The 15,108-nt window shown below is 72.0% G+C and carries 11 protein-coding genes; 4 read left to right on the forward strand and 7 right to left on the reverse strand.

What is annotated here, in order from left to right:
• Window positions 1-16: 16 nt before the first annotated feature.
• Complete coding sequence (locus ASG95_RS10145) at window positions 17-1,183, reverse strand: glycosyltransferase family 4 protein (RefSeq protein ID WP_235543724.1); 1,167 nt, start codon at window positions 1,181-1,183, stop codon at window positions 17-19.
• Window positions 1,184-1,250: 67 nt separating this feature from the next.
• Between ASG95_RS10145 and ASG95_RS10150 the strand changes: the two genes are divergently transcribed.
• Entirely contained in the window at window positions 1,251-1,982 is a 732-nt protein-coding gene (locus ASG95_RS10150) for a class I SAM-dependent methyltransferase (protein WP_057377381.1), read from the forward strand.
• Window positions 1,979-6,181: an alpha-(1->3)-arabinofuranosyltransferase family protein gene (locus ASG95_RS10155; protein WP_162259392.1), complete on the forward strand. Its 4,203-nt coding sequence runs from the start codon at window positions 1,979-1,981 to the stop codon at window positions 6,179-6,181. The genes ASG95_RS10150 and ASG95_RS10155 overlap by 4 nt, the downstream gene beginning before the upstream one ends.
• Here ASG95_RS10155 and ASG95_RS10160 read toward each other — a convergent pair.
• Window positions 6,123-7,226, reverse strand: coding sequence for an acyltransferase (locus ASG95_RS10160; RefSeq protein ID WP_162259393.1), 1,104 nt, complete (start codon window positions 7,224-7,226; stop codon window positions 6,123-6,125). The two genes, ASG95_RS10155 and ASG95_RS10160, sit on opposite strands and share 59 nt — an antisense overlap.
• A 177-nt stretch (window positions 7,227-7,403) precedes the next feature.
• On the opposite strand from ASG95_RS10160, the gene ASG95_RS10165 reads away from it, so the two are divergent.
• Window positions 7,404-8,363: a DUF3068 domain-containing protein gene (locus ASG95_RS10165; protein WP_056921140.1), complete on the forward strand. Its 960-nt coding sequence runs from the start codon at window positions 7,404-7,406 to the stop codon at window positions 8,361-8,363.
• An 80-nt stretch (window positions 8,364-8,443) separates the two neighbouring features.
• Here ASG95_RS10165 and ASG95_RS10170 read toward each other — a convergent pair whose 3' ends face one another.
• On the reverse strand, window positions 8,444-9,259 hold the full coding sequence (locus tag ASG95_RS10170) for a class I SAM-dependent methyltransferase (protein ID WP_057377384.1): 816 nt from the start codon (window positions 9,257-9,259) through the stop codon (window positions 8,444-8,446).
• Window positions 9,260-9,411: 152 nt separating this feature from the next.
• On the opposite strand from ASG95_RS10170, the gene rpsA reads away from it, so the two are divergent.
• Window positions 9,412-10,926: a 30S ribosomal protein S1 gene (rpsA, locus tag ASG95_RS10175; protein ID WP_057377385.1), complete on the forward strand. Its 1,515-nt coding sequence runs from the start codon at window positions 9,412-9,414 to the stop codon at window positions 10,924-10,926.
• A gap of 100 nt (window positions 10,927-11,026) precedes the next feature.
• On the opposite strand, the gene ASG95_RS10180 is transcribed toward rpsA, so the two are convergent.
• The 4 genes from ASG95_RS10180 to ASG95_RS10195 are packed head-to-tail and all read right to left on the reverse strand — an operon-like array spanning window position 11,027 to window position 15,105.
• Window positions 11,027-11,986, reverse strand: a complete 960-nt coding sequence (locus ASG95_RS10180; RefSeq protein WP_056921137.1) for an ABC transporter permease — start codon at window positions 11,984-11,986, stop codon at window positions 11,027-11,029.
• Between the two features lie 7 nt (window positions 11,987-11,993).
• Window positions 11,994-12,974 carry an ABC transporter permease gene (locus ASG95_RS10185; RefSeq protein ID WP_200961901.1) on the reverse strand — a complete coding sequence of 327 codons (981 nt, stop codon included), beginning with the start codon at window positions 12,972-12,974 and terminating at the stop codon, window positions 11,994-11,996.
• A complete protein-coding gene (locus ASG95_RS10190) occupies window positions 12,971-14,050 on the reverse strand; it encodes an ABC transporter ATP-binding protein (protein WP_057377386.1) in 1,080 nt (359 codons plus the stop codon). Before ASG95_RS10190 ends, ASG95_RS10185 begins: the two co-directional genes overlap by 4 nt.
• Window positions 14,047-15,105 (reverse strand): ABC transporter ATP-binding protein, encoded by a 1,059-nt coding sequence (locus ASG95_RS10195; RefSeq protein WP_057377387.1) that lies wholly within the window; start codon window positions 15,103-15,105, stop codon window positions 14,047-14,049. The genes ASG95_RS10190 and ASG95_RS10195 overlap by 4 nt, the downstream gene beginning before the upstream one ends.
• Window positions 15,106-15,108 lie beyond the last annotated feature (3 nt).

The raw sequence follows: 15,108 nt of genomic DNA on the forward strand, positions 1-15,108 counted from the left end.
GGGCTGCTGACCTCGGTCAGTGGTCCGTTTCGCTGTCCCCGACCTGGTCGTGCTCGCTCGGGGCATCGAGCTCTCGTGCCGCCGCGGCATACAGCAGTGACTCCCACCGGCTGACGGTCTCCGACCAGCGGAACCTCGTCACCCACTGCACGACGCGCTCACTCATCGCGCTCCTGGCCGCGGCGTCGTCGAGCAGCGCACCCAGCGCGGCGGTGAACTCGCGCTGTCCGCCGTGGACGAGCACCCCGGTCTCGCCGTCGCGGACCGAGTCGTTGAGGCCGCCGACGTCGGCGAACGCCACGGTGGGCGTCCCGTGCACCCCGGCCTCCACGACCACCAGGCCCCAGCCCTCCTTGAGGCTGGGCAGGGCCAGCACCCAGGCCTCGGCGAGGAGCCGGTGCTTCTCCGCCTCCGAGACGTGGCCGGTGAAGGTGGTGCGGTCCCGGATGCCGAGCTCGTCGGCGACGCGGTGCAGCTCGGTGTCCCAGTAGCCGGAGCCGACCACCCACAGCTCGAGGTCCGGTCGGTCGACGGCGAGCTCACGCACGGCCTGCATGGCGATCTCCACGCGCTTCTGCGGGACGAGCCGGCCGAGGACCACCACGACCGGGTGGTCGGCCCGGCTCACGTGCTCGTCCGCGACGGCGTCGGTGCCGTTGTGGATCACCGTCACCCGCGACGGCTCCACGCCGAGCCCGCCCAGCTCGTCGCGGGTCGACTCCGACACCGCGACGTAACGGCTGTGGCCGTAGACGCGGGGCGCCACCTTCGACTCGAGGAACCACCCGGCCCGCGCGACGGTCGGCCCGAACACCACACCCCACTGCTCGCGGTGCACGTGGTGGACGAGGTTGACGACCGGGCTGCCGGACCGGACGAGGGGGCTGAGGAAGGGCACGCCGTTCTGCACGTCGACGACCACGTCGGCCCGGTGCCGGCCCAGGGCGAGGGCGGCCAGGGAGCGCAGGTAGACGCCGTAGCGCCCGCCCCGGCGCAGGTACCGCACGCCGTCGACGGTCTCGCGCGGCAGCGCTCCCGGGTAGGCGGCGGTGCGGACGGTGACGCGGTGACCGAGCCCGGCCAGCCCGGTCGCGACCTCGCTCAGGTACTTCTCGGAGCCGCCGGCCTCAGGGTGGTTCATGTCCCGCCAGTTGAGCAGCAGGACGGACAACGGCTTGCGCACTCAGAAATCCTTGGTGGTGTGGGCACGCCCGAACGGACCATGCGGTCCGGCTGGCTAGCATGCACGGGTGGATCAGCGACCGACGCGACGGTATCGCACCGTTGGTCGGTCGCTCCGCCTCTTCCGGTCCTTCCTCGTGGAGCAGACCGACCCCGATCGTTTCTACGGCGACCTCGCCGACGACACGGTCGCGCTGCTGTCCGGGCACACCGACCTCGCGGGGGCGGCCGTCCTCGACGTGGGCGCCGGTCCCCGGCAGTTCGCGGCCGCCTTCGCCGGTGCCGGGGCGCGCTACGTGGGCCTGGACGTCGCAGTCGGCGACCTCGCCGGCGCCGCGGCCCCCGACGTGGTGGGCGTGGGGGAGCGGCTGCCGTTCGCCGACGCGAGCGTCGACGTCGTCCTGTCGAGCAACGTCATGGAGCACGTCCCGAGGCCCGGGGTGGTGGCCCGCGAGATGGTGCGCGTCGTGCGCCCGGGTGGGCTGGTGTTCATCTCCTACACCGCGTGGGCGTCGCCCTGGGGAGGCCACGAGACCTCGCCGTGGCACGTCTTCGGCGGGGAGTATGCCGCGCGGCGCTACGAGCGGGTCAACGGCCGCCCGCCCAAGAACCGGTTCGGGACGTCCATGTTCGCGGCCAGGGTCGGCGACGGGGTCCGGTGGGCCCGGTCGCAGGACGACCTCGTCGTCGAGGAGCTCTCGCCGCGCTACCACCCCGACTGGGCGCGCGCGGTCGTCGAGGTGCCGGTGCTGCGCGAGGTCGCGACCTGGAACCTCATGATGGTGCTGCGGCGCCGGTGACCGCTTCCCCCCTGTCCGCAGGTCGCCGACCCGCCGGTGTCCGGGCGGCCCCGGACCGGACGGTGCCCTCGCTGGTGGACCGGGCCCGCACCCTCACCTGCCTGTTGGTGCTCTGGACCGTCGCCTTCGCCCAGCAGCCCGGCAAGGTGGTGGCCGACACCAAGATCGACCTCGCCCTCGACCCGTGGGGACTGATGTCCCGCGCGCTGCACCTGTGGGACCCGAGCACGACCTTCGGCGTGCTGCAGAACCAGGGCTACGGCTACCTCTTCCCCATGGGCCCGTTCGCGGCCGTGGGCCAGCTGGTCGCGGCCCCGTGGGTGGTGCAGCGGCTCTGGTGGGCGGCCCTGCTGACCGCGGGCTTCCTCGCGATGCGGGGCCTCCTGGCTGCCTGGCGGGTCGCCGACCCGGTCACCCGACAGGTCGCCGCCGTCGCGTTCGCCCTGTCGCCCCGGGTCGTCAGCACGCTGGGGCCGATCTCGTCGGAGTCGGCTCCTGCACTGCTCGCGCCCGCGATCCTCCTGCCCCTGGTGCTCGCCGGCCAGGGCCGACTCGGCCAGCGTCGGGCGGCCGCGCTGTCGGCGCTCGCCGTGCTCTGCTGCGGCGGGGTCAACGCGACGGCGACGGCGTTCGCGGTCGTCCCGGCCGGCCTGTGGTTGGTCACGCGACGAGCGTGGTGGCGCACACCGCTGACCTGGTGGTGGGCCGGGTCGGTGGCCGCGGCGTCGGCGTGGTGGGCCGTGCCGCTCGTGGTCCTGGGGCGCTACTCGCCGCCGTTCCTCGACTGGATCGAGTCCTCCGACGCGGTGACCCGCACCATCAGCCTGCTCGACGACCTGCGCGGGACCTCCCACTGGCTCGGCCACCTGGTCACGCAGGCCGGGCCCTGGTGGAGCGCCGGGTACGACCTCGTCGCCTCGCCGGGGCTGGTGATCGGGACCGCTCTGGCCGCCGCGATCGGTCTCGGCGGCCTGACCTTGCACGGGTTGCCGCACCGCGACTTCCTGGTCGGTCTGGCACTGGTGGGGGTGCTCGTCCTGGCGCTGCCGCACAGTGGCCCCCTGGACAGCCCGCTGCGACCGTTCGTCCAGGACCTGCTCGACGGCCCACTCGCGCCGTTGCGCAACGTGCACAAGGCCGACCCGTTGCTCCGGTTGCCGCTGGCGACCGCCTTGGCCCACGTCGTCGGCCGGCTGGCCCAGCGCGACCGTCGGGTGCCCCGCGTGCCCGCTCGGGCCGCTCGGCCCGTGGTCGTCCTCGCCGCGCTGACCGCCTGCGTCGCCGCGCTGAGCCCGGTGCTGCCCGGCCTCGCGGGCCAGCTGGCCTCCCGTGGCTCCTTCGTCGCGGTGCCGCAGGAGTGGCGCCAGGCCGGCCGGTGGCTCGAGCGCCAACCCGGTGGGGGGACCGCGCTCGTCGTCCCGGCGTCCAACTTCGACGAGTACACCTGGGGCCGGCCGCTCGACCTCGTCCTGCGCACCCAGACCTCGACCGACACCGCGGTCCGCGATGCCGTACCGCTGACGCCCGCCAACACGGTGCGACTGCTCGACTCGGTCGAGACCCGGCTGCAGACCGGACGTGACCTCGGTGGCGTCGTCGACGTGCTCCGCTCGGCCGGGGTGCGCCACGTGGTGCTCCGCAACGACCTCGACACCTCCTCGACCGGCGGGGTGCCGGTGTCGGTGGCGCGCTCGGCCATCGCCCGGACACCCGCGCTGACCCAGGTGGCGGCCTTCGGCAACACCTACGTCGACGGCACCGGCCAGCGCCTCCGGCCCGTGGAGATCTACGCGATCGAGGGCTCGTCCGCGCCTGCCGCGGAGCTCACCCCGCTGTCGGAGGTGCTGTCGGTCTCCGGGGCGAGCGAGAGCCTGCCCGACCTGCGCGACGCGGGCATCGACGGGCCGGTGGTCTTCGACGGCGACGCCGACTCCAGCGCGGTGGCGGCTCGGGTCGCGCACGACGCCTCGGTCGGTGGACGCCGGGTGATCACCGACAGCCTGCGGGCTCGCGATCGCGCGTTCGGCGCGACCCGGGGCAGGGACGTCAGCCAGACCCTGCCGGCCGACCACCGGTCCGGGGCCCACGACTACCTGCCGTGGAGCGACCCGCGACTGCGCACCACCGTGGCGTGGACGGGGCTTCGGGACCTCGAGGCGTCCGGGTCGCTGGCCACCGACGCCGGTCCCGGTGGGCTCGACCCGGCCGACCGGCCGTTCTCCGCCGTCGACGGTCTCGCGACCACCGCCTGGGTGGTCGCCGCCGACGGGCGGCCCTCGCTGACGATGACGTTCGACCGGCCGCGGTCGGTCGACGGTCTCGAGGTCTCGGCGCTCGCCGACAGGGCCCGCTTCGGTGACTTCCTCGGCATACCCACGCGACTGAAGGTGACCACCGACTCAGGTGACACCGACGTCACACTGGCCGCCACCGGTCGGTCGCAGGTGGTGACCGGGCTGCCCTCGGGCAGCACGACGCGACTGCGGATCGACATCCTCGGGACCGACCGGGGCGCCGACGCGCTGGTCACCGGCCTCACGGAGGTGCGGGTGCCGGGGCTCGTGGCCAGGGAGAGCGTCGTCGTGGCCCACCCGGGTCCGGCGCCCGCCGGGGCCTTCGTGCTGTCGGAGCAGTTCCGCGGCACCGACGGCTGCGTCGAGGTCCGCGACGAGTTCGTCTGCGGCGGCGAGCAGCGTGCTCCCGAGGACGCGGCGGGGCTCGACCGCACCGTCCCGGTCACCGACGGCGTCGCGTATGCCGTGCGCGGGAGCCTGGGTGCCGTCCCCGGTCCGGGACTCGACGCGGTGCTCGACCTCGGTGCGCCCGGCACCGTGACCGCGAGCAGCCGGCTGTCACGGGCTCCGCAGGCTCGTCCCGGTGCCGTGCTCGACGGCGACCCGGCGACCGCCTGGGCGCCCGACCCGGCGGACGCCACGCCCACCCTGTCGGTGGAGCTCGCCCGGACCGCGACGGTCTCGCACCTCCGGCTGCAGACCCGCGGCGAGTGGCTGACCGGGCGCGACGTGACCGCCCAGGTCACCGTCGACGGCACCGTGCAGCTGGCCGAGGTGGGCCAGGACGGCAGCTTCGCCATCCGCCCGGCCACGGGCCGCAACCTCCGGATACGGCTCCTGCTCGCCGCCACGCGACAGGATGCCGAGCGCGACGCCAAGCCCGCCGCGGGCATGCAGGTCAGCGAGCTGGTCATCGACGGCGTGCAGCCCACGCCCGCCCCGAAGCAGGTTGCGGCGGAGTGCGGCACCGGCCCCCAGCTGCTGGTCGAGGGCGTGTCCGTGCCGACGCGGGTCAGCGGTCCACGCGCGGCCGCCTTCGGGGTCGGCGAGCTCGACTACGAGGCCTGCGCGCCGGTGCGGATGAGTGCACCCGAGGGGCGGGTCGTGGTGGCGCCGTGGGGTGGGTTCGTCCCCGACCGGCTGGTCCTGACGCGCACCGACCAGGCCCCGCCGACGGCGACCCCGGCGCGGTCGGTCCGGGTGGGTGCCACGGCGGTGGGTCAGGTGGCGGCCGAGGTGGGTCCGGGTGCGGCCGGGCTCCTCACCCTGCCCCAGAACGCCAACCCGGGCTGGCGCGCGACCCTCGACGGTCGACGGCTCGACCCCGTCACCGTGGACGGCTGGAAGCAGGGGTTCGTGGTGCCGGAGAGCGCCGGCGGGACGGTGGCGGTGACCTTCGGTCCGGACGGCCCCTACCGCTGGGGACTGCTGCTGGGCCTCGTGCTGGTGCTGCTCGTCGGCGCCAGCGCCCTCACGCCCTCGAGGCGTCGAGCCGGTGCCGATCCAGCGGCGGTTTCCGCGGGGCCGTCTGCGCCGCGGGGGTCGGCGCGAAGGTCGGCGGCCACGCTGGTCCGGGCGTGGGCCGGGCCGGTCGTCGCGCTGCTCGTGGGCTTCCTGCTCGCCGGCTGGTGGGGCGCTGTCATCGCCGGGCCCTGCGTGCTGCTGACCATCGGACCCCTTCCGCGCGGACCGCGCCGGCTGCGGCCCCTGCTGGTCGGCGGTCTGGTGGTCGGGCTGGTCACGGTCGCCGCGGTCGTCCAGGCCTGGTGGGCCCCGGGGCGGCTGGGCGGGGCGGGCGTCGAGGGCACCCTCCGGCTGCTGTGCGTCGCGGCCCTGGCCCTGGTCGTCAGCGGGTCCTGGCGTGCACCCGGTCCATCAGCGGACGCTCGACCAGACGCTCGCTGAGCGCGGCCAGCCCCAGGGTGACCGGCACACCCACAGCCAGGAGGGCGAGCGCGCCACCGGTGAAGTAGTTGATCCCCGTCACGGCGTAGATCGCCTCGAACACCGGCAGGTGCCACAGGAACACGCCGTAGGAGATCCGCCCGAGGTAGCGCGCCGGCGCCAACCCCAGGGCGCGGCTGAACGCGTCGCTCCCGCCGCCGAACAGCAGCGGAACCATGAGACCCGCCGTCACGACCGAGCCCAGCACCCCCTTGCCCGCGAGCTGGATGCCGGCGACCGGGCCCAGGGTGAGTGGCCCGGCGACGGTGGTGGTGGCGAGCAGGTACGCGCCGCCGGCCAGCGCCAGGCAGGTGCCCGGGTAGGCGGCCAGGTCGCGCAGCACGCGGTGCGCCCGCAGCGCAGGGGCGTCGCGCACCACGGACAACGCCATCCCGAGCGCGAACTCCGGCCAGTGCGCGGGCAGCCAGCGCCCTGCGAGGCTGTCGCCCCCGATCTGCACCAGCCCGGACACGACGGCTGCGGCGAGCCCGAGCACCCAGCTGGCCGCGAGGACGCGCAGGACGACCGACGGGCGTGCGGTGCGACGTCGCAGGGCGAGGAAGACGAAGGGGAGGACGAGGTAGAACGAGACCTCCGTCGCCAGGCTCCAGGTCTGCGTGTAGCCGTCGAGCAGCGCGTCGGGGAGGTAGATCTGGGTGAGGGACGCGTTGGCCAGCCACACCCGCACGGGCGGGCGCACCGCGACGCCGACGACCAGCAGGCCCACCCAGAAGGCCGGCAGCACCCGGACCGCCCGGCGGGCGTAGTAGCCCGGCAGGTCCACCCGGCCCGACCTGGCCCACTCGCGGCCCATCGCGGCATACAGGAGGAAGCCCGACAGGGCGAAGAAGATCGAGACCCCCAGGTCACCGCGGCCGAGGAGGCGACCCACCACCCCGAAGGACACTGCGCCAGTCAGGAAACCGACGTGGGTGAGCACCACCAGACCCGCTGCGACGGCCCTCAGACCGTCCAGCGGGCCGAGTCGTTGCAGGTCAGGGGACACGCTCGGCGGGTTCGTCCAAGGTGCGCTCGTCGCCGCCCTACTCGCTGGTAGAGTCCCGCCAGTCGGGTCGGCTTCGGCCATGCCCGCAGGATAGTCATCAGTCAGCTGGCCGCCGGGGTCCAGCCGCGCCAGCAGCTGCCGCGCGGTCGCCGTCGGACCGCAACGAAAGGTTTCTGGATGCGCAAGGTCGCTGGTCTCATCGGGTTGGGGCTTGGAGCTTTTCTCCTCGTCTCGGCACTGATGCTCAAGGTCTACGCCTACCCGGCGCTGGCGAAGGTGCCGCTGGACCAGTACTCCAAGTCCGTCTCCCAGGGTCAGAACATGGAGGCGTTCTACGTCGCCGACCTGGAGACCAAGACCGGCCTGACCCTCACCTCGACCCGCTTCGTCAAGGCCGACCAGGCCGCCCAGACGAAGCAGGGTGGCAACGTCGCCGTCTGGGACAGCTTCGTGCGCTCGACCGACCAGAACGGCGTGGTGCTCTCCGCTGGTCTGCAGCGGGTCGCCATGGACCGCACCACCGGTCAGGCCGTCCAGTGCTGCGACACGTACAACTCCGCCACCGAGGACCCCGCCGACCGGACCGCGACCGCCTACAAGGGACTCATCTTCAAGATGCCCTTCAACGCGCAGAAGCAGACCTACCAGTGGTGGGACAACACCCTGCTGAAGCCGGTCGACGCCAAGTTCGTCCGCACCGAGAACCTCTTCGGCACCGACGTCTACGTCTACCGCATGGTCATCCCGGCCACGCCATACACCCAGCAGGACATCCCGGCCTCGCTGGCGGGTGACCCCAAGGCCACCGGCAACGTCACGGTCGACCGCGTCTACGAGAACACCCGCACCATCTGGGTCGAGCCCAACACCGGCATCGTCGTCAAGGGTGAGGAAGTGCTCAACACCCGCTTCCAGAAGGACGGCGCGGACATCGTCACCCTGCAGAAGGGCACGATCAAGTACGACGACGCGACCGTGAAGGCCAACGCGGAGGACGCCGGCGACAAGGGGTCGAAGCTCGCGCTCGTGCACAGCACGCTCCCGCTGACCTTCCTCATCCTCGGCGTCATCCTGATCCTCGTGGGCTTCCTCGCCGTGCGCGGCAGCGCCCCCCGAGGACGTCGCGAAGCAGTCTGAGGCACCACCCAGCACGTCAGTCGAGGGCCGACCGGAGCGATCCGGTCGGCCCTCGAGGCCTGTCGAGGTCGAAACGCCCCTCAGGCCCGCAGGCAGACGAAGATGGCGGTGCCGGGGAAGTAGCCGCCGCGCAGGGGTGACCAGCCGCCCCAGGTCGCCTGGTTGCGCTCTGGCCACTCGGGCTCGACGAGGTCGACGAGGACCAGCCCGGCGGCCACCAGCTCACGCACCCGGTCGCCCACGGTGCGGTGGTGCTCGACGTAGGTGGCCTCGCCGTCGGAGTCGGCCTCGACGTACGGGGTGCGGTCGAAGTAGGACTGGGTCAGGGTCAGGCCGCCGGCACCGGGGTCGTCGGGAAAGGCCCACCGGAAGGGGTGCGTGGTCGAGAACACGAACCGGCCGCCGGGCCGCAGCACCCGCGCGACCTCGCGCATCAGGCGCGCGGTGTCCGCCACGAAGGGGACGGCGCCATAGGCGGTGAAGACCGTGTCGAAGCTGCCGTCGGCGAACGGCAGCTCGACCGCGTCGCACTGGGCGAACGGCACGGGCTCGGCCGGGGGTGTGACCGTGCGGTTCAGGTCGAGACCCTGCCGGACCATCCCGGCCGACAGGTCGGTGGCGACGACCTGTGCTCCGGCGGCGGACACCCAGCGGGCGCACTGCCCGGCGCCGGCCCCGATCTCGAGCACGCGGCGACCGGCCAGGTCGCCCAGCAGCCGGAGCTCGTCCTCCCGCCAGCCCTCGGGCCCCCAGACGAAGTCCGCGTCACCCAGGAAGGTGCCGTGCTCGGCATAGTAGTCGCCGGCCTCCGCGTCCCACCACGACCGGTTCGCGGCGGCGGTCTCCTCCGGACCCGCCTCGCGACGGCTGACCTGCGCATACTCACTCAACGGCATACCTCTCGCGTTTTGACCCTGCAGGGACGGCGTCGGTAGGGTAGGGAGGCACTTCCGTGTGCGCGCTTCGTCGTGCCGCCGTTCGGCGGCCCGGTTCGCGTGAGCACAACCAACACCTTCTATTCACTGTCCACCATCGGAGTTCCTACTACATGACTGCCAGCACGGTCGAAAAGACCGCCCCTCAGGTTGCCATCAACGACATCGGCACCGAGGAAGAACTGCTCGCCGCGATCGACGCGACGATCAAGGATTTCAATGACGGAGACATCGTCGAGGGTGTCATCGTCAAGGTCGACCGGGACGAGGTCCTGCTCGACATCGGCTACAAGACCGAGGGTGTCATCCCCTCCCGCGAGCTCTCGATCAAGCACGACGTCGACCCCTCTGAGGTCGTCAAGGTCGGCGACGAGGTCGAGGCCCTGGTCCTCCAGAAGGAGGACAAGGAAGGTCGGCTGATCCTGTCCAAGAAGCGTGCGCAGTACGAGCGCGCCTGGGGCACGATCGAGAAGATCAAGGAAGAGGACGGCGTCGTCACCGGCACCGTCATCGAGGTCGTCAAGGGTGGACTCATCCTCGACATCGGCCTGCGCGGCTTCCTCCCCGCCTCGCTCGTGGAGATGCGTCGCGTCCGCGACCTCCAGCCCTACGTGGGCAAGGAGATCGAGGCCAAGATCATCGAGCTCGACAAGAACCGCAACAACGTGGTCCTGTCGCGCCGTGCGTGGCTCGAGCAGACCCAGTCCGAGGTGCGCACCACGTTCCTCAAGGAGCTCCAGAAGGGGCAGGTCCGCTCCGGCGTCGTGTCCTCCATCGTCAACTTCGGTGCGTTCGTGGACCTCGGCGGCGTCGACGGTCTCGTCCACGTGTCCGAGCTGTCCTGGAAGCACATCGACCACCCGTCCGAGGTTGTCGAGGTCGGCCAGGAGGTCACCGTCGAGGTCCTCGACGTCGACATGGACCGCGAGCGTGTCTCCCTGTCGCTCAAGGCGACCCAGGAAGACCCGTGGCAGCACTTCGCCCGCACCCACGCGATCGGTCAGGTCGTGCCGGGCAAGGTCACCAAGCTGGTCCCGTTCGGTGCGTTCGTCCGCGTGGACGACGGCATCGAGGGTCTGGTCCACATCTCCGAGCTGGCCGAGCGCCACGTGGAGCTGCCGGAGCAGGTCGTCACGGTCGGTTCCGACATCTTCGTCAAGGTCATCGACATCGACCTCGAGCGTCGCCGGATCTCGCTGAGCCTCAAGCAGGCCAACGACGACAGCGCGCCCGTCGCCGAGTTCGACCCGACCCTCTACGGCATGGCCGCGGAGTACGACGAGGCCGGCAACTACAAGTACCCGGAGGGCTTCGACCCGGAGACCAACGAGTGGCTCGAGGGCTTCGACACCCAGCGTGAGAAGTGGGAGAAGCAGTACGCCGAGGCCCACACCCGCTGGGAGGCTCACAAGACCCAGGTCGAGGAGGCCACCAAGGCCGACGCCGAGGCAGCCGCCAACGCTGGTGCCGCGACGTCCTACTCGTCCGACTCGGGTTCTTCCGCAGCCGACTCCGACAGCGACTCGGGCAGCAGCAGCAGCAGCCGCCCGGCCGTCCCGGCGTCCGAGGGCACCCTGGCCTCTGACGAGGCCCTCGCCGCACTGCGCGAGAAGCTCACCGGCAACTGAGCCCACGCCACGCGGCATACCTCGTATGCCGCGTGGCCGGCTCAGTCTGTGACGTAGAGAGGCCCGGTCCCCGTCTGGGGGCCGGGCCTCTCTACGTGCCTCAGTGCAGGCGGACGCGCGGGTCGAGCACGGCATACGCGAGGTCGACCAGGATGTTGGCGACCACGACCGCGGCGGCCGCGAAGAGGACGATCCCGATGATCACCGGGAGGTCCTGCTGGTTGATCGCGTCGATCGCGGTCTTGCCCAGCCCGGGGAGGCTGAACACCGTCTCCGTGACGACCACCCCGCCGAGCAGCGACCCGACGTCGATCCCGAACTGCGTGACGATTGGGGTGAGCGCGGCCCGCAGCCCGTGGCGCAGGACCACGCGTCGCTCGCCGATCCCCTTGGACCGGGCGGTGCGCACGTAGTCCTCGCCGAGCACGTCCAGCATCGACGCCCGGGTCAGCCGCGTGTAGGTCGCGGCCGACACCAGCGCCAGCGTGAACCAGGGCAGGACCAGGTGCTGCGCCCAGGGCCCGAGGCCACCGCCGAAGGGCGCATAGCCCCCAGCAGGGAAGGCCGTGTGCCCGGCGAGGGTGAGCCGGAAGTAGAGGACGTAGAGCAGGAGGATGCCGAGCAGGAACGTCGGCGTGGAGTAGAAGAACAGGCTGAGCGCGGTCAGTGACCGGTCGGTGAACGAGCGTGGGTGGGTGGCCGAGATGACGCCGTTGAAGACACCCAGGCCGAGCCACAGGAAGGCGGCCCCGAACACCAGCGACAGGGTGATCGGCAGCGCCGAGCCGAGGATCGTCGTGACCGGCACCTGGTGGTAGTAGTCGTAGCCGAGGTCCCCGTGCAGCGCGTTGCCGACGAAGTCGAGGTACTGCTTCCACAACGGCTGGTCCAGCCCGAGCCGGTGGGAGATCGCCGCGACGGTCTCGGGCGTGGCCTGTCGGCCGGCCAGCGTGCGGGCGACGTTGTTGGGGGCGACGAAGAACAGGCCGAAGACCGCCACGGTGATCAGCCACAGGACGAGGAAGCCCAGCGCCACGCGCCGGATCAGGAAGCGCACCATGAGGTCCTCACTTCGCCATCAGGCGCTCGGAGCGCGGGTCGAAGGCGTCGCGGATGCCGTCGCCGAGCAGGTTGAAGGCCAGCGTCGTGATGAGCAGCGCGGCTCCGGGGAAGACGACGAACCACCACGAGGTCGTGTAGTAGGTCTGGGCCTCGCTGATCATCCCGCCCCAGTCGGCCGTGGGCGGGGCGAGCCCGAGCCCGAGGAACGACAGGGTCGCCTCGACCACGATGACCACGGGGATCAGCAGTGACGCGTACACGATCACCGGCGCGAGCACGTTGGGCAGGATGTCGACGAACATGATCCGCGAGTTGGAGGCGCCCAGGGACCGGGCGGCCTCCACGAACTCGCGCTCCCGCATCGACAGCACCTGCCCCCGCACGATGCGGGCGACCGACGCCCAGCTGAAGAACCCGATGACCAGGACCGTGACGATGAGGCTCGGCCCGGTGATCGAGACCAGGGCGATCGCGACCAGCAGGAACGGCACCGACAGGACCACGTCGATGAGGCGGGCCAGCACCGTGTCGACGGCGCCGCCGAGGAAGCCGGCGGCCAGGCCGATCACCACGCCGATCACGACGGTGAGGATCGTCGAGGCCACACCGACGAGCAGCGAGATGCGGGCGCCGTACGCGATGCGGACGAGGATGTCGCGGCCGAGGTCGTCGGTCCCCAGCCAGAACTCGCTCGACGGGCCGCGGGGGAGGCCGTCCGGGGTGAGCCCGATGGTGCGGTACTGCTCGTTGACCGGGTGACCGGTGACCAGCGCGGCCAAGGGCGCCGCGATGGCCATCAGGACGATGAGGCCGATGACGACGAGCGACACCATCGCCACGCGGTCGCGGCGCAGCCGTTGCCACGCCAGCTGCCACGGCGTGCGGCCCTCGATGCCCTTGGCCGCGGTGGGTCGGGTGGTGGCATGCGGGTCGGACTCGGGGCCCGATGGGCTCATCAATGCCACGACGTCTGCGGTGTCGCTCATGCGGACTCAGCCTCCTCGGCCCGGCGCGGCCGGGGGTCGATCTCGGTGTCACTCACCCGCGGCTTGGCCAGCGAGAGGTCCTCGCCCACGGCCAGCGGGTGCAGGCAGGCCGTCAGGTGTACCGGCCCGTCCCCGAGCACCGGCACCAGCGGCGGGTCGGTGACGGCACAGTCCTCGCGCGCCTTGGGGCACCGCGTGTGGAACCGGCAGCCCGACGGGGGGTTGGTCGGCGTGGGCAGGTCGCCCACGAGCACGATCCGCTCCCGGCTGTCGGCCACGTCCGGGTCGGCGTGCGGCAGGGCGGACAGCAGCGACCGGGTGTACGGGTGGCGGGTGTGGTCGAACAGCTGAGCCGCGGGGGCGAGCTCGGCGATCTTGCCCAGGTGCATCACCGCGATGCGGTCGCTCACGTGACGGATCACCGAGAGGTCGTGCGAGATGAAGAGGTAGGTCAGCCCGAAGTCGTCCTGGAGGTCGACCAGCAGGTTGATGATCTGCGCCTGGATCGACACGTCCAGTGCCGACACCGGCTCGTCGCAGATCACGAGCTTGGGCCGCAGCGCGAGCGCACGGGCGACCCCGATCCGTTGTCGCTGGCCGCCGGAGAACTCGGCCGGGAACCGGTTGTAGTGCTCGGGGTTCAGCCCGACCCGCTCCATCAGCTCCTGCACGGTGCGCTTGCGGTCGGCGGCCGAGCCGATCCCGTGGATGACGAAGGGGTCGCCGATGATCGAGCCCACCCGCCGCCGGGGGTTCAGCGAGCCGTACGGGTCCTGGAAGATCACCTGGATGTCCTGGCGCAGGGGCCGCATCTCGCGACCCGAAAGCGTGCTGATGTCGCGGTCCTCGAAGGTCACCGTGCCCGATGTCAGGTCGTAGAGCCGCGCCAGGCAGCGCGCGAGGGTGGACTTCCCGCACCCCGTCTCGCCCACGAGGCCGAGGGTCTCACCGCGCCGGACCTCGAGGCTGACCCCCGCCACGGCCTGCACCACGTCGTGCGTGCGGCGCAGCCCCGACGAGCGCACGGGGAACGACTTGACGACCTCCTCGGCGCGCAGCAGGACCTCGGATCTCATGGCCCGACTCCAGCCGCGGTCGGCGTGCGGTCGCCGGAGCCGCCTGCGACCGCCTCGGCCGCCGTGCGGGCCTGGTTGTCCCTGCGTCCCTGGGCGTCGTCCGCGAGCCAGCAGGCGGAGCGGTGCGCGGGGTCGTCGTGGACCATGTCCAGGGGCGGCGCGACGCTCCAGCACCGGTCGAACGCGTAGCGGCAGCGCGGTGCGAACGGGCACCCGGCCGGCAGGCTGATCAGCGAGGGCGGCGACCCCGGGATCGGGGTGAGCCGCTGGCCGGTGCCGCCCTGGGACGGCAGGGACGCAAGCAGTCCCTCGGTGTACGGGTGGTGGTTCCGGTAGAACAGCGTCCGGCGCGGGGCCCGCTCCATGACCGCCCCGGCATACATGACCACCACCTCGTCCGCCATCTCGGCGACCACGCCGAGGTCGTGGGTGATGAGGATGATGGCCGTCCCGAACCGTTCCTGGAGGCTACGCATCACGTCGAGCACCTGTGCCTGGACGGTCACGTCCAAGGCCGTCGTCGGCTCGTCCGCGATGAGCAGCGCCGGGTCGAGGGCCATCGCCATGGCGATCATGACGCGCTGCCGCATCCCGCCCGAGAACTGGTGCGGGTAGTCGTGGATCCGTTGCTCGGCGCGGGGGATCCCGACGATGGACAGCAGCTCTGCGGCCCGTTGCTGCGCAACGGCTCTGGTGACCTTGCGGTGCGCCCTGATCATCTCGACGATCTGCCAGCCGACGGTGTAGTAGGGGTGCAGGCTCGACAGCGGGTCCTGGAAGATCATGCCGATCTGCGCGCCCCGCACCCGGCGCAGGACCTCCGGGTCGGCCCCGATGAGGTCGATGCCGTCGAACCGTGCGGTGCCGCTCACGCGGGCGCCACGGGTCAGGCCGGCGATGGTCTGGGTCGCCACGCTCTTGCCCGAGCCGGACTCCCCGACGATGGCGAGCGTGCTGCCACGCTCGACATCGAAGGAGAGTCCGCGCACGGCCTGGACGACACCGTCGGCGGTGTTGAAGGCGACCTCGAGGTCACGAACCTCCAGCAGTGCCATGGC

Origin of the sequence: Phycicoccus sp. Soil803 (assembly GCF_001429685.1) — a bacterium.
Classification (GTDB): Bacteria; Actinomycetota; Actinomycetes; order Actinomycetales; family Dermatophilaceae; genus Pedococcus.

Excerpts from the sequence above, each read along its gene's own strand:
- ASG95_RS10190 (WP_057377386.1), bottom strand. The coding sequence starts at position 14,050 with ATGAGATCCGAGGTCCTGCTGCGCGCCGAGGAGGTCGTCAAGTCGTTC.
- ASG95_RS10180 (WP_056921137.1), bottom strand. The coding sequence starts at position 11,986 with ATGGTGCGCTTCCTGATCCGGCGCGTGGCGCTGGGCTTCCTCGTCCTG.
- ASG95_RS10170 (WP_057377384.1), bottom strand. The coding sequence starts at position 9,259 with ATGCCGTTGAGTGAGTATGCGCAGGTCAGCCGTCGCGAGGCGGGTCCG.
- ASG95_RS10185 (WP_200961901.1), bottom strand. The coding sequence starts at position 12,974 with ATGAGCGACACCGCAGACGTCGTGGCATTGATGAGCCCATCGGGCCCC.
- rpsA (WP_057377385.1), top strand. The coding sequence starts at position 9,412 with ATGACTGCCAGCACGGTCGAAAAGACCGCCCCTCAGGTTGCCATCAAC.
- ASG95_RS10165 (WP_056921140.1), top strand. The coding sequence starts at position 7,404 with ATGCGCAAGGTCGCTGGTCTCATCGGGTTGGGGCTTGGAGCTTTTCTC.
- ASG95_RS10195 (WP_057377387.1), bottom strand. The coding sequence starts at position 15,105 with ATGGCACTGCTGGAGGTTCGTGACCTCGAGGTCGCCTTCAACACCGCC.